General features: G+C 38.0%; 11 protein-coding genes. All 11 read right to left on the reverse strand.

Annotation, left to right across the window (positions count from 1 at the left end; all coding sequences use genetic code 11):
- A complete protein-coding gene (gene fliD / locus AC6QZF_RS06980; RefSeq protein ID WP_499799161.1) occupies positions 1 to 1521 on the reverse strand; it encodes a flagellar filament capping protein FliD in 1521 nt (506 codons plus the stop codon).
- 17 nt (positions 1522 to 1538) lie between these two features.
- Positions 1539 to 1892, reverse strand: a complete 354-nt coding sequence (locus AC6QZF_RS06985) for a flagellar export chaperone FliS (RefSeq protein WP_499799162.1) — start codon at positions 1890 to 1892, stop codon at positions 1539 to 1541.
- 83 nt (positions 1893 to 1975) lie between these two features.
- The gene (locus AC6QZF_RS06990; RefSeq protein ID WP_499799163.1) at positions 1976 to 2953 is read right to left on the reverse strand and encodes a flagellin; all 978 of its coding nucleotides are present in this window, start codon (positions 2951 to 2953) and stop codon (positions 1976 to 1978) included.
- Between the two features lie 175 nt (positions 2954 to 3128).
- The gene (locus AC6QZF_RS06995; protein WP_499799164.1) at positions 3129 to 4115 is read right to left on the reverse strand and encodes a flagellin; all 987 of its coding nucleotides are present in this window, start codon (positions 4113 to 4115) and stop codon (positions 3129 to 3131) included.
- 187 nt (positions 4116 to 4302) lie between these two features.
- Entirely contained in the window at positions 4303 to 5370 is a 1068-nt protein-coding gene (locus tag AC6QZF_RS07000; protein WP_499799165.1) for a glycosyltransferase family 9 protein, read from the reverse strand.
- An 8-nt stretch (positions 5371 to 5378) separates the two neighbouring features.
- Positions 5379 to 6113 carry a hypothetical protein gene (locus AC6QZF_RS07005; RefSeq protein ID WP_499799166.1) on the reverse strand — a complete coding sequence of 245 codons (735 nt, stop codon included), beginning with the start codon at positions 6111 to 6113 and terminating at the stop codon, positions 5379 to 5381.
- Positions 6114 to 6171: 58 nt separating this feature from the next.
- Positions 6172 to 7230, reverse strand: a complete 1059-nt coding sequence (locus AC6QZF_RS07010) for a glycosyltransferase family 2 protein (RefSeq protein WP_499799167.1) — start codon at positions 7228 to 7230, stop codon at positions 6172 to 6174.
- Between the two features lie 3 nt (positions 7231 to 7233).
- Entirely contained in the window at positions 7234 to 8010 is a 777-nt protein-coding gene (locus tag AC6QZF_RS07015) for a T9SS type A sorting domain-containing protein (protein WP_499799168.1), read from the reverse strand.
- An 85-nt stretch (positions 8011 to 8095) separates the two neighbouring features.
- Positions 8096 to 11290 (reverse strand): T9SS type A sorting domain-containing protein, encoded by a 3195-nt coding sequence (locus AC6QZF_RS07020; protein ID WP_499799169.1) that lies wholly within the window; start codon positions 11288 to 11290, stop codon positions 8096 to 8098.
- Between the two features lie 20 nt (positions 11291 to 11310).
- The gene (locus tag AC6QZF_RS07025) at positions 11311 to 12483 is read right to left on the reverse strand and encodes a T9SS type A sorting domain-containing protein (RefSeq protein ID WP_499799170.1); all 1173 of its coding nucleotides are present in this window, start codon (positions 12481 to 12483) and stop codon (positions 11311 to 11313) included.
- Positions 12483 to 14420, reverse strand: a complete 1938-nt coding sequence (locus AC6QZF_RS07030) for an NIDO-like domain-containing protein (RefSeq protein WP_499799171.1) — start codon at positions 14418 to 14420, stop codon at positions 12483 to 12485. Before AC6QZF_RS07030 ends, AC6QZF_RS07025 begins: the two co-directional genes overlap by 1 nt.

The raw sequence follows: 14420 nt of genomic DNA on the forward strand, positions 1-14420 counted from the left end.
TTATTGTCCTAATGTTGCTTGTTGAGCAATCAAGCTATTATAGCCCGAGCTTAATGAAGAAGTTGACATTGTAGAAAGCAAAGAGTATTGTCCTTGCGCCTGTAAGAACACTTTCAGATAACTTTCATATTCTTTTCTGAGGCTTTGAGCTTGTTGCTCTATGCTTGCTTCAATAGAAGCAATTCTTTTATCTATATTAGTAATTTCTCTTGTAATAGACTCATTTCTTACCTTCAAAAGCCCGCTATTACCACCTTGTGGTTTGAGATTGTAAATAACTTCATTGATTTTTGCAACAAACCCCGTTTCGGAAGTGAAAAGTTTGGCAATATTTTCAGCCCCGTTATCTTTTGCGAGAAATTCTTTTAATTTATCTTTGTCGCTTAGAACTAAAGTACCATCATTATTTACTTTAAATCCAATATCAGTTAATCGCTTTGGAACATCTAAGTCGTTCGAGGGATTTAGAACGGATGTTCCAATAGATCTTAATCTTTGTTGCAGCGAAGAGATTGAAGTGTCTTGCCTTTGTATATCTTTATTTTGATTTAAATTGAACAAAACGCCGTTATATTCTTTAATCAAAGCATCGACGAAGCTTTCAAATCCATCTACATCTATATCGGTGGTAATTCCGATTGGTTGGGCATCGGCTGCTTGTGGTTTCAATAAGTTAATAGTAAGCCCCGGCAGCACATCTTTTACTTCGTTTGAATTTCTAGTAATAGCGATACCATTTGCATCGAAGCTTGCATTAAGGAGCGATGCATCGGATACTTTATAGCCAGCCGAAGCACCGTTGATAGTGGTTCGGGCGTTCGGATCTGTGAAAAGCGAAGTAGTCCAGCCAAGTAATTCAGTAGTTGATGTTTGAGTAAAAGTAATTTTATTATTTTCGCCGGTTTCTTTGGACATAAGAGAAATTCTTCCGGTTGTTTCGGTATCTTTCACAAGTGAAGCGCTAATTTTAACATCTTTAATTCCGTTAATAGCATTGACAATTTTTCTCATTGCTTCTTCGTTGGTTTCGCTTCCAGTGAAATTGACCGTAACGGTATAAGTTTTGTCGTTAACGGAGAGGTCGAAAGACTTTTCGCCAGCAGTTTCTCCGAACGAATTAGAAAGATTAAGTCTGTTGGAAACCAGCACATCATTTGTAGCGATGCGATTCACTTTAATGGAATTAGACCCAACTATGGCATTTCCGTCTGCTTTTACTGTAAAATAATCATTATCAGAGACTGTCGCTTTACGAGTTTTAAACTTGTCATTAATTCCGCTTGTAGGCGTAAATGTAAAATTATCGCCAACCTTCTTATATTCGCCAAATTTATCGAGTTGAGCAATAAGCGAGTTAAGCTTACTATTCAAATTATTATAAAACTTCTGGCGAGTTTGAAGCGTTTGTTTGCGCGATTGCAAACCTTCCGTGCGAGTTGCTTGCGATTTTTTATAGGATTCAACAAGCAATTCGCTATAAGATTTGTCGCTACCTGATATTCCAAATGAGTCTATTGCCATAGTCAGAGCCTCCTTCGCTATTCAAGATTAAAGGCTTTAGCCCAAGCGTTGCGAAGTTCGGAAATGATGTAAAGCGCTTCGTCGTATTTTTTCTGGAAAATACATCTTTGACAATATTCATAAAGCCGATAGAGACGGGTTGCAGTTTCTTCGTATTCGAAATTAAGAGCACCCATAAGTTCAACAAGCACTCTGCTCATTTTATTAACATCCTGTCTTTTGCAGCTTACAATGAATAAATCATACATTTTAAGGATAATTTTTTCTTTGCTCCACGAAAGGACTTCCTGTTCGAGATAAGCAGGAATTTTTTTGTCTTTTCCGCCACCATACATTTTCGAGGCGGCAAGTTGTTGTGCTTGTGTCAACATAAATTCATCCTCACATTTTGTTTTTTAAATGGAGCGGTATCTTCCTGATACCGCTCTTTAGTTAAAGCAAAAACTATGCCCAATTACCTAAACAATTGCAAGAATTGTTGTGGGTTTTGGTTCGCTTGGGCAAGCGAAACAAGCGATGCTTGCTGCAAGAACTGAGACTTAATTAGCTCCATTTGTTCTGTTGCAACATCTGCATCTTCAATACGTGATATTGCAGCTTTGTAATTTGTAATTTGCGATTTAAGCACATTTTCCTGTGAATTGATACGAACCTCAATTCCGCCGAGGTACGATGCGACTTTGTTAATATTATCAATAGCCATAGCAAGCGATGAAATTGTTCGAGTAATAGCAGAAGTAGCCCCTACGTTATTAAATATACCAAGGTTAGATGCTGAAACAGAGTTTAGGTCTTCAAGATTCAGTCCTGCAACTCCAGCAAAGTTTGTTGCAGCACCAGTTGTAGTGCCACGGACAGCAGTTGCTTCGCTTGTGGCATTCAAATCGAAGATACCATTAACATTAAAATCAGGATTGCTTGTAGTTAAGTCAATTCTAATTTTCATTAAGTTGTTGTTTGCGTAGTAACCAGTAACCCACTCACCTGTAAAGTTACCTTGAAGTAGTTGCTTGCCGCCGAACACAGTTGAGTCTGTTATAAACTGAATTTGCTGAGCAAGGCGGTATGCACCTTTTGCGAGAGCAACTTTTTCGTCAGTTCCCAAAGCTCCTGATGATGCTGTTGCAGCGGCATCTTTGATTTGGGTAACAAGGGTACTAATCTGGTCAAGAGCATCTTGAGCTATTGATGTAACGTTTTTCGCATCGCCTGCTGAATTGAGTGCAGCTTTCAATGCACCATTGCGAGCTTGCAATGCACGTGATGTAATGTAACCAGAAACGTCGTCAGCGGCAGAGTTAATTCTCTTGCCTGTCGATAAACGTAGTTGGCGCAAAGCAATATTATTGCTGGACGCCGTTAAAGAGTTGTAAGCATTTTCCGCGGGAATATTCGTCCGTATTCTTGAATCACCGCTAATTGCTGTTGGCATAAGCCCCTCCCAAAGTAAAGTATTATTTTGGTGCCTCCTCCACCAAAAATTTACATCCTAATCTTATTTATATTATCGGCAATTATAACAAAAACTTTAATAAAAAAGGACGGAAATTTTTCCGTCCCGAAAAATTATTTTTCTTAATTTTCTATCCAGCTAATTCAAAATAATTTTATCTGAATAGCTGCAAGAACTGTTGTGGATTTTGGTTGGCCTGGCTTAATGATACCAAAGAAGCTTGCTGCAAGAATTGTGACTTAATGAGTTCCATTTGTTCTGTTGCAACATCTGCATCTTCGATACGCGAAATAGCTGCTTTGTAGTTTGTGATTTGAGATTTCAACATTGCTTCCTGCGAGTTGATACGCACCTCAATACCACCAAGATATGATGCAACTTTGTTAATGTTGTCAATTGCCATTGCAAGTGATTGCAAGGTTCTAACAACATTGGACTTACCAGTCGAATCATTTAAGTAACCGAAATAGCCCAAATCTGAGGAACTGATATTGTTGAACTCTTCCAAATTTAAGCCTGTAACACCTGCAAAGTTATTCGATGCGCCAGATACTGAACCACGAACGGCAGTTGCTTCGCTTGTAGCATTCAAGTCGAACAATCCATTGACGTTAAAGTCCCTGTTGTTCACAGTGAGGTCAATGGAAATTTTCATCAAATCGTTGTTTGCATAGTAACCAGTAACCCACTCACCTGTAAAGTTACCTTGAAGTAGTTGCTTGCCGCCGAACACAGTTGAGTCTGTTATAAACTGAATTTGCTGAGCAAGGCGGTATGCGCCTTTTGCGAGAGCAACTTTTTCGTCGGTGCCCAAAGCTCCTGATGATGCAGTTGCAGTAGCGTCCTTAATTTGAGCCATTAATGAGTAAATCTGGTCAAGAGCATCCTGCGCAATAGATGTTACGTTCTTTGCATCTCCGGCAGAGTTGAGAGCAGCTTTCAAGGCACCATTGCGAGCTTGCAATGCACGTGAAGTGATATAGCCCGATACATCATCAGCTGCTGAGTTAATGCGTTTGCCTGTGGAAAGGCGCAGCTGGCGTAGAGCTATGTTACTGCTTGATGCTGATAATGCATTATAGGCATTTTCTGCCGGGATGTTGGTACGAATGCGGCTATCTCCGCTAATTGCTGATGGCATAATAAACCTCCATGTAAATTAATTGTTTTTTCGGGCATCCTGCCATCAATATTTATTTTTAGTCCTATCTTCTTATTTTATTTTTCGGCATTTTTCTGAAAAACTTTAATCCTTCAATGTTTTTCAGATTTGCATTTTCCTTTCATTCATATTATCGTCAACTTTTTTCTTTACTTTAGCATTTTTTTTAAAAATTCATTATTTTTTTTACTGCATCGAATATCTTTTCAGGTAGAAGGTGTTCTAAACAGAAGTACTCATCGTTTACACATTTCGGGCTAAAAAAGCATTTGCACTCTTTATCTGGCTCAACTATTATGCCTCGACCATAAAGTTCAAATTCGTTTTTATTGAATATATTATTTATTAGCACAACTTTTTTTCGCAGTCCAATTGCGATATGCAGCCCCATTGTTACAGCAGTTACCACCAAATCGCATTGATTAACAAGCGAAATGAACGTGTTTAAGTCAAAGAAACCAAAATACTGTGCTCCGCTCTTTTGCGATATTATCGTGTTCTGCTCGTGCTCTTGCTCCCCACCTAATAGAATTACCTTGTAACCCTCATCTTGCAGATGTTTAGCAAGTTCTATCCAATATTCTTGTTTCCATAGTCGTGAAACCCAGCGAGCGCCACATCCGGTATTCAATCCGATTACACCTTTCCCTCGATCTGAGATATCCCACTGCTTATCAGTTCTAACTTCCAACTCGTATTCTTCGCCGGAAAATTCATAGCCGCATATTTCGAAAATTTCTTGAAGATAATTTTTTGTGTTTGCTTTGTTGACATCGTCGAAAAGCCCTGTTAAATATTTGTGCATAGCACGTTGGTTTGCGGGCATTGGCTTGCCTTCGACAAGTGTGAAGCCATCGATATAATCTGCATTCAGTTGCGACGCCAACGCACAAGCGTGATAGTCTTTGTCAAGATTGATTACTTTGAAAAAATGCACGCTGCGCAAACTTATTACAGATTCAAGATTAAATAGCAACACTTTATCGACTGAGGACGGAATAATTTCAGGCGAGTTTGTTACCCACCAAAGCATACATTTTGGGAACTCCTGTTTTATGCGTTTGATAAGAGGTGTTGTTCGTATTACATCTCCAATAGCACCAAGCTTTATTATTAATATATTTTCTTTCGATGGTGAATATTCGGGACAATTTTGGCAATGGTAGCCATTTTTTTTATGCGGACGGCAGGGAATATCGCCGCGAAAATACCTGCAATCTTCTTTGAACAGCATTTTCTCACCTATAATGAGTATTTCAACAAAAGCATAAAATTAAAAACAGGAACTATCTGTTCTTTCTTTTCAAAATATCGAAGCGGGGTTAGCAATTCTCCGCGATTATTGTCTCTTGGAAAGAGGTTCAATACCCCAACGCCAATAGAGGCATCAATTTTTAATTTAGATTTAAGTTGCCCTTCTATTCCCAATCGGGCAAAGCTTCCAATACGAAACGCCCCGTATTTTCTATTTACTACATAGGAGGTATCACGATTTACGTCGTTCCGCCAGTGGTCGCGGTAGGTCAGTTCTGCTCGAGTTATTATATTACCACGCAAATCTGCACCGACATAAATATCGGTTTTTGCCCAATCTAAATGAGTAAGTACATAATAAAACCCTGAGCCAATCGAAAGATTGTGCACCTCGTGCCAATAATAAATCGTAAGCAAGCCACTCACAGGATAGCGTTCGCCTGATGAATATATAGTAAAATCAATATCAACAGGAACACGTATTTTTTCGCCCTTGTACATAGTCAGTCGCGCAGCAAATCCTGATTGGACAGCATCAAAACTACCACCATAAACAAATCTCTTTGCCGTATCATTTTGTATTATCGGCAACTGGGCTGGATTGTCACCTAATATTGAAAATGTTGATATTCCTGCTCCAATAGAATATGCATCGAATATCTCGGCTTTTACTGCTGTAGCAAAGAGAAATATCCAGAGTGCAATTGAAAGTAATTTTTTCATATTATTGTTTGTTTGTGTAAAAATATCATTCATAATAACAAAAAAGAGTGCTCTTTTGCTACAATTTTTCTTTTATTGAATAATTTTTTGTCTTTTCGAAGTTCTGCTTTACTATCATCTCCCCTACCAGCCCGATTGAAAAGAACTGTACACCAACAATAATCAAAGCGATGCCAAAATTCGCAAGCGGGCGATTGCTTAAATACGTACTACCAAGAAACCATTCGACAGTCAGGTATGCATTAATTGCAAATCCTATCAACGTGAAAATCGTCCCGAATAGTCCAAAGAAGTGCATTGGTCGCTTCATAAACCGTGTGATGAACACAAAGGTAAGCAAATCCAGAAATCCATTAATAAATCGGGACAATCCAAATTTGGATTTGCCATACCGCCGAGCGTGATGAACTACAGGAATTTCTGCCACACGGAAACCTTCCCAGTAGGCAAGTGCAGGCAAATAGCGATGCATCTCTCCATATACTTGCAGTGTATCGGTTACAGACTTCCGATATAGCTTAAGCCCGCAGTTAAAATCGTGCAATTTTATACCGCTTACCATTGATGTTACAAAATTGAATAGTTTTGAGGGGATTGTCTTCGATATTGGGTCCTTGCGGTTTTGCTTCCAGCCAGTAACAAGGTCGTAGCCTTCTTTCATTTTCTTTGCTAAATTTTTAATTTCGGCGGGGTCGTCCTGCAAGTCTGCATCCATTGTTGCAACAAATTTTCCGCGAGCAGCTTCGAAACCAACAGCAAGAGCGGCACTTTTTCCATAGTTGCGTCGGAAACTAATATAGCGAAATCGTTTATTTCGACGATGTATCTGCTTGATGTAGTCAAGTGAACCATCTGTAGAGCCATCATCTACAAAAATAACTTCATAGCGTCCGTGTGTGAGTTCTTGGAGTTCTTTTTCTAATTGCAATGCAAGCTCGGGAATTGATTCTTCTTCATTATATAGTGGAATTACAACAGAAATCAACAGTTCGCTTTTACTGTTTTTTTGTTGGCTCTGTTGGTTTTGATTAGAACGCTTTACGTTTTGCCCTTCTTTTTGGTTGATTTTTTCTTTTTTTTGGCTTTCTTTTCTATTGTTGCTATTTTTTTTGTCCATAATCTATCTGTTAATTATTAATTTTTTAAAATAAATATTGTTGTTGATGTCTAAAATTTTAATAAAATAAATACCATTCTTTAAATTTACAAGATTAATTTTTTCGCTTGTAGGTAAATTGGTATTAAACATTAGTTCAGATAATTCATTATAAATTTCAATCTTACTGACTTTTGTGCTATTACTTACGGAAATCCAGCTATTAGATGGATTTGGAAAAACTTCAAAAATTTCTTTGTTTTCTGGAATAGAAGTAGGCACTTTTGTATATACTACATCAATATAAATTGGCACTTTCGGTAGGTTTTCATTGTTAATTACAACAGAAGTAGTCTTTGTCATATCTGCCGAAAAGAGAAGTCCCAGTTCATCATAAATTCTTGCAGATTTAATGTAATTTGGCAACTTATTCCACGAAATAGTTGCAACAGAAGGGACTCGTTTGTTTAAATCAATTTTGTAACGGTGGTGGAATTCATTTTCGTCGGCGGGGACACTTCTAAAATCCTTGTAGCTGTATAGGCCTTCTATATTTATGGTATCTAAATTGAAAACAGCAAATACATCAAATGCTGGTGGTGGAAATGGCGGTATTTCTATTTCGCCAAGATGAGTATCTAATCCGTCAGTAGCCGACGAAACCGCCCCAAACACAAGAAGCGTATCGATAGCGAATGTATTATTAATTGTAAGCCGAACTTTCACATCAAATTCGTCGGCTGTTGCTTCTGAATACATAAGTATCGTAATTATTGCAATAGCAAACAGTTTTATTTTCATATCTACCTTCCTTATTATAAACTAAAAACAAATGGGCATCATTTGTTGTAGATGCCCATTTGTCTTGGAAAAGATAATTAGAAAATTATCTTACAATATTGATTTTAGCTACTTCTGTGCGGTCGCCAGCAACGATTTTAACGATATAATTACCAGTTGCAAAGCGAGAAGCATCAAAAGTATATGAATGATTGCCAGCATTCAAGCTGCTGCTGAGCAATGTAGCTACTTCATTTCCAAGTGCATCGAACAACGAAATTGTAACATTTGCATTCATCGGAATTGCAAAGTTAACGGTTGCAGTCGATGAAACTGGGTTTGGATTAACGCTCAATGTAGCGTTCAAAGTAGCATCAGTTTTTACAAGCTTGAATACATTGTAAGTAGCACGGTTGATAGTTATTGAGTTGTTGAAGCGATTGATTTCGCCAAATACTTCGCCAGTAACTACATCAACCACTTTGTATGCGCCTTTTACGTTGTCAATTGATACAGTAAGAGGATATTTAACGCCTTGAACGCGAACAACGCCCTCGTTCTCAGTTGTCAGGTAGCTATTATCAGCAAAGCGAACATCGAACATTTCAGCAAGTGGTGCAGGTGGAAGTTCGAATGTATTGCCGCTGATAGCTAAATCATTGGATAAGTATAATGTTCCATTGTTGTTGTCGCTGTCTTTGATGCTCAATACTGATGAGTTTGCAAGGACAGACTTCTTAACAACAGAACCATCGATTGAGTTAAGCTTGAAGCCAAAGCGTAAGTTCTGTGGAACATTTACTTTCAGATAACCAGTTGTATTAACTTTAATCCAGTATCCAAGACCAGGAAGAATTTCGGATACTTCTTTATATCCTCTGTTAGTTTCGTAAGCCCAAACACCATATTGGCGAGTGAAGGTTACATCAGGTGCATCTTGACCAGCACTTAAAGCGTCAAATTTAATGTGGTCAATACCCAGTGGAACGGAAACCGAACCAATTGTATTCCAGCCAGTGTATAGGCGGATACCATTGAATGGAGCAACATTTTTATCAAGGTCGTAGATAAATGTACCTGGGAATTTAGTATCAACGATTGAATCGTATTTTACAAAGTAGCCAATACCAGGTTGCAAAATACCATCTGGTGGAGTTTGATATTGGTTCTGAGTAAACAATATTGGGATATTGATTGCATTCTTATAGAAGTTCGAATAATATGGATTAACAGGACGAACTGGCATTGAGAGCAAGTTCCAACCTTTCTTAATAATAGGTTCGCCAGCTTTGTTCACGTAATCAACAACAGTAGGCAATGTATACTCAATCACAAATTCTCTAACTCTTGGATCAAGAATTGTAAATGAGAATTTACCATCGCCCAATGGAGTTGCTTCGCGCATATTAACTGCTGGGAAGTATAGTCCATTTTGTCTGTCGTGAATATAAAGTTGTGAGCCAGGATAGAAATCAGTTGTATCCCAAGTTAAAATTACTGGAGTTCCATTGTTAGCTTCAAACTTGCAATAGAAGATATGTGATTTTGCAGTATAATTAAAATCACGAATATCGCGTGAGTTGGAACGACGTTGAGCTTCATTTGCTGCAAAGTCCCAGAAACCATTTGGATATTTAGCTGCCAATACTGGGTTTACAGGGAACCAACGAGCATCAAATATTGAATTGCCTTGTGGGTCTTGACCTAATGGCCATTCGTATGGGCATTCGCCATAAAGCGTATCAATATCGTCCGATGCGCGTGTGCCAGTACCGAAGACCAACAATTTGCTTTCACCCTTGCTGTTTGATACTGTAAGTTTGATACCTGGAACGATATTCGTTTTAACAATTGGTTCAACAGGAGTTTTGAAGAGAATGAAGTTTACTTCAAGTTTAGTTGGGTTCTCATCAATGTATGGAGTAGTGAATGTAATATGACCAGTGTAGATACCTTCTTTTTCATTATCAACTGGCGAAATAGTAAGTTTAGAAGGGTCACAATCAACTAACAGATAAACTTCAGGATCAGGGCCAATTGGCTGACCTTTTGGATCTTTAAAGTCTTGCGAACCAAGGATTCCTACGTCGATATAGTTAATAAAGCCTTTTCTTGTAAGTTGTGGTATAGGATTTTTGGAAATTGATCCGACAGTAACAGTTTGGAAGTTCAACCAAGGTTTGTCTGATTCGACAACGATATCCTGAATACGTGTCTTTGAAAGAGCATCAGGAATTCTAACGCGTACAATGCGTTGAGCGCGACGTGGTTGAATATCTGCATTGTCAACCGTAAGTGGAGTATATATTTTCCAATAGCCTTCGCTAATCTTCATAATTGAGTCGCTGGAAGTTGGGCTTGTGCTTTGAACAACACCAGGACCTGGCATAAAGCGGAATTCAGGAATTTTTTCGAAAATAGTAACCCAAATTGAGCCAGGGATATATCTTTCAGGATATGTTTGCCAATCAATAACTGCAGCAGGCAAGTTATCATTGCGCATACCTGTAAGACCTGTAATAGGCAATTGATTGGTGGTTGTTCCTTCAGCGTTTGTGAATGCAAGTGATTGAGGAGTACAAGGGAAGTTATTTACAGTAAATACGTATTCACGAATATTGATGCCGTTATATTTAATAATGTCTGCATTGATGTAGATTGGAGTATTAACTGGCAAGTTTGGATTTTCTTTGTCTACCAATACTTCAAATACTACATAGAGCAATACATTGTATTTACGGTTAGCAACAGTAGTTGCTGGGAGTGGTGTTGTCGAAGCTCCAACGATTTTGAATTTTCTACCAGCAGAAGGAATTGCGTCTGTTCCTTTTCTTGTTGGGAAAAGATTTTTAGTATAGTTAGTATCACGCAAATCGAATGTTTGGAAATTGAAGTTTTTAGCAAGAGGTTCTACGTAAGGAAGGAACCTATTGTCGTTTCTTGCCTGAGCTTCTTGAGCAGTAACAGGATGATGAGTTTGAATACCAACTGCTTTGAAAACATTACCATTATACGAAAGAGAAAACTCAAAACTTTTGATAGGAGCAAAAGTTTGGTCTGTTACTTCTATAAATACTGGCAAAAGGAATTCACGCTTCGATTTCGATGAAGGCGGAATCCAAATTCTGCCATCGGGATACCAAGCTGTATTGTAACCGCTTAAATCGCCGGTTAAATTCAGCTGTGGTATAATTACATCGCATTGAGCCTGTGCTTCAACATATGTTGTAAGTCCAAAGACTACAACTAATATGCCGAGTAGCATTCGACTTACCCTGCGAGTTAATAAGAGTTTATTCATGATACCCCCAAATTAATAAATTAATATTTTATTAGATTTTTTATAATTTTCTCTGCTTTACTATCTATTTCTACAATATAGATACCACGTGCAAATTTTTCTGCATTAATTCGTATGTGATTTTCGTATGTATTTTCTAAAAATATCATTTTACCATTAATATCGTATATTCTAACAATTTTTTCATTGTCGTTGTCTGTTTTTATTGTTATGCAATCACAAGTTCGGTTGTAATAAGCAATTGCTTCTGCACTTTCTTCAACTACTGTTGTTGTATCTGGGATATCTGATACAAGTTCCAGGTTGTTGTTTTCATATTGAGTAACACAGTCGCAATCGCCAACTATGGCATTATCAACTGAAATCCAGCCACTTGTCCTGCCAATATCGCTATTATTCATTATGTCAATAATCAATGTGTCTTTTAGAACTTGATTATTAACTGATATAGCCATCTTTACCAAGCCATTTTCTTGTGAAATACTATTTATCACAATATTATCGTTGCTTGGCTCAATACGAGAGATTTCAAATGAACTGCCCATTTGCATTAAATCCAGCTTAACATTGCTAACCTTTTTCCCGTTGCTATTCAATACGAGCTTCGTTTGCTTTGTACCTTTATCATTGAAACTCAGCTGGTTATCACTAAATAGCACTGTGAATTTTCTATCAGGTTTATCTGCGATAACAGCTTCGACCATTGCGTTCTGTGGTTCAGCGATATCTTTTTTGAATTCCTCGGTAAATGCAATGTACGAAAGACTTACTTCCGAGGTATCGAAGCAATCGCCGAGCCAAATGCCTTGAATAGCAAGCAGTGGCAAGTCGCCTTCCACAGGTGCAAGGAACGGATTTAGATGCCCTGCAGTCCCATAAATAGCGCTATCGGCTGCCGAAATTGTAAATTGCTTTATTTCAAAGAACTCTGACAATGTACCAAAGGTACTGACAAAATTGAATTTAATTTTCGAAGGGTCATACTTTATTTCGAAATTATAACCGAATAAAGAATCTGCCTTCGTAATCTTACCAATTGTCAAAAGAACTAAAACTTCGTGTTCGTCAATATTTTCGCATACATCTATTTTTTTAACGCTTTTAAGCGTTGGCACTATCGTGTTATTTTGGGCTACAAGGCTGCTGAACAAAGTAACTATCAGCAGCCCGATGCCGCAAATTCTTTTCAGCATTATCTCGAAACAACAACTTTGTTCGAAACAGTGTTTCCATTACCAGTCAAACGGTAAATATATACTCCGTTCCCAACTTTCTTGCCAGCTTCGTCTGTCAAATTCCAGTTGAATGAATATTGTCCAGCTTTGAGCGTACCTTTGTGCAATACTTTAACCAAGTTACCTTGTGCATCAAAGATTGCCAATTCGTAGTTGCTGGAATTATCAATGCTAACAGCAATATTAGTAGTTGAATTTGCAGGATTTGGATATGCAGCCATTATCAATTCATCGCCTGCAATACCTTCTGCAAGTTTAATTTTTACGCTTTCAATATCACGTTCGTTAAATCTAATATTGCTTGCATTAATTTCATTATTATTTGTTGCAACAGTAACATAAGCGAATGGTTTATTAGCAGCAAATTCTCCAACACCGCTAATTACAACATTATTTTTACCATTCATTGCAATAACATTTTCATCATTTGTGTTAACTGCTACAACTTCACCGTCTAATTGAAATTTAGCACCAATTGGACCAGCAAAATTAGCATCCACATAAACTGGGATATTGTAAGTGTTTTCATTTACTCTTGTCCATTCGCCGAAACGAATTGATGCAATTTCATTATTAACTTTGCCGTATTGAGGAACTGTGTCCCAAATCCAAGGCAAATATGGGATTCTGCCTGAGATGTAAGCAATAATCAATGCTGCATCATATTCATCTGCTTGGAACATAATTTGTTTGAGTGAGCTGATGTCTGTAATTCTATGCATACTATCAGCATAGTTCATTGTTCTCCAAGGAATAGATTTTCTATTACCTAATGTATCATAGTAGAAGCGACCATTATGATTGACATCAGCGTGATATGCTGCACGGCGGCGAATTGAATCGAGAGGAACGTTTGTAGCAATTGCTCTCATCACAAGACGAGCATCGTTGATTGTTACAAAACGATTTTGTGGTTTATTGTAGTGTGGTTCACCGGCTGCTTTCGAAAAATCAACATCACCGTCTCCCCACCATTCAGCTATGTTGAAGCGTTTTTTAGCACGGAGGAAAATTGATAGCGCATTGTTTCTTGTTGGAGTCCATTCAGTTGTTTTAACTGTATCAGTAACAACTTTTACTGGATCGTATGGTAGATATCCGCCATTAAACAATGCGTTCATAAAGTCAGCTTTCTGCAAAAAGCCTTTCCCTTCGCCTTTAATACCAACAGCACAGTTGTTAGTAAACAATCTTTCGTCGAACCCTGGCAGACCTGTTTGCCAGTAAGGGATTTGTTCAGTACGTTTACCAACTGTACCATAGCGGAATTCTATATCGCCTTGTGCAGAATATGGGTCAGTTGACTTATAAAGAATCAATTGGAAGTCAGCAACACTTGCTTTGAAATCTGGGAAATAGTTAATATTTAAATTTTTCCATTCGATTGTAAATTTATCTGGTTCGCTCTTGTAAGAAATTGTAGTAGGAGCATAACCTTTGAACTTCACGCTGTCTGGACGGAAATAGTGGTCTCCCCAGAAAGGAGCAATAACGTTAACTGGATATGATGGATCATCATAGAACATAGCATTAGGATTCTTTGTCCCAGCGATTAATGTTGGAGGACCTTCCAATGTCCCGTTGATAGTAACTTTACCGAAAGTAACAAAACCATTAACGTTAATCCAAACTTTTGTGAAAACTTCGCCATTAAACTCGAATGGGAATGGAAGTTGTACTTCTGCATATCCATCATCGAGATCTAATGTATTATTAGGTGGGACCACGAAATTTTGATAAGGAATTGCAGTGCCACCTTGGAGGAATTCAAAAGGACGATTCACCAATTGAACGCCTTCGAACTCACCAAAAACTTGCGCTTTCAATTGCTTACCCGGGAATACAGTCATCATCAGAACCAAAATCCCGGTAGCAAGGAAAAATAATCTTCTCAT

The sequence above is a fragment of the Eximiradius sp. genome (assembly GCA_937127445.1).
In the GTDB taxonomy this organism is placed as follows: Bacteria; Bacteroidota; Ignavibacteria; order Kapaibacteriales; family UBA2268; genus JAKIZO01.

What these genes read in the sequence shown, in the direction of transcription:
- fliD (WP_499799161.1), bottom strand. Translation starts at nt 1,521, where the DNA reads ATGGCAATAGACTCATTTGGAATATCAGGTAGCGACAAATCTTATAGC.
- AC6QZF_RS07025 (WP_499799170.1), bottom strand. Translation starts at nt 12,483, where the DNA reads ATGCTGAAAAGAATTTGCGGCATCGGGCTGCTGATAGTTACTTTGTTC.
- AC6QZF_RS06995 (WP_499799164.1), bottom strand. Translation starts at nt 4,115, where the DNA reads ATGCCATCAGCAATTAGCGGAGATAGCCGCATTCGTACCAACATCCCG.
- AC6QZF_RS07020 (WP_499799169.1), bottom strand. Translation starts at nt 11,290, where the DNA reads ATGAATAAACTCTTATTAACTCGCAGGGTAAGTCGAATGCTACTCGGC.
- AC6QZF_RS07030 (WP_499799171.1), bottom strand. Translation starts at nt 14,420, where the DNA reads ATGAGAAGATTATTTTTCCTTGCTACCGGGATTTTGGTTCTGATGATG.
- AC6QZF_RS06985 (WP_499799162.1), bottom strand. Translation starts at nt 1,892, where the DNA reads ATGTTGACACAAGCACAACAACTTGCCGCCTCGAAAATGTATGGTGGC.
- AC6QZF_RS06990 (WP_499799163.1), bottom strand. Translation starts at nt 2,953, where the DNA reads ATGCCAACAGCAATTAGCGGTGATTCAAGAATACGGACGAATATTCCC.
- AC6QZF_RS07010 (WP_499799167.1), bottom strand. Translation starts at nt 7,230, where the DNA reads ATGGACAAAAAAAATAGCAACAATAGAAAAGAAAGCCAAAAAAAAGAA.
- AC6QZF_RS07005 (WP_499799166.1), bottom strand. Translation starts at nt 6,113, where the DNA reads ATGAAAAAATTACTTTCAATTGCACTCTGGATATTTCTCTTTGCTACA.
- AC6QZF_RS07015 (WP_499799168.1), bottom strand. Translation starts at nt 8,010, where the DNA reads ATGAAAATAAAACTGTTTGCTATTGCAATAATTACGATACTTATGTAT.
- AC6QZF_RS07000 (WP_499799165.1), bottom strand. Translation starts at nt 5,370, where the DNA reads ATGCTGTTCAAAGAAGATTGCAGGTATTTTCGCGGCGATATTCCCTGC.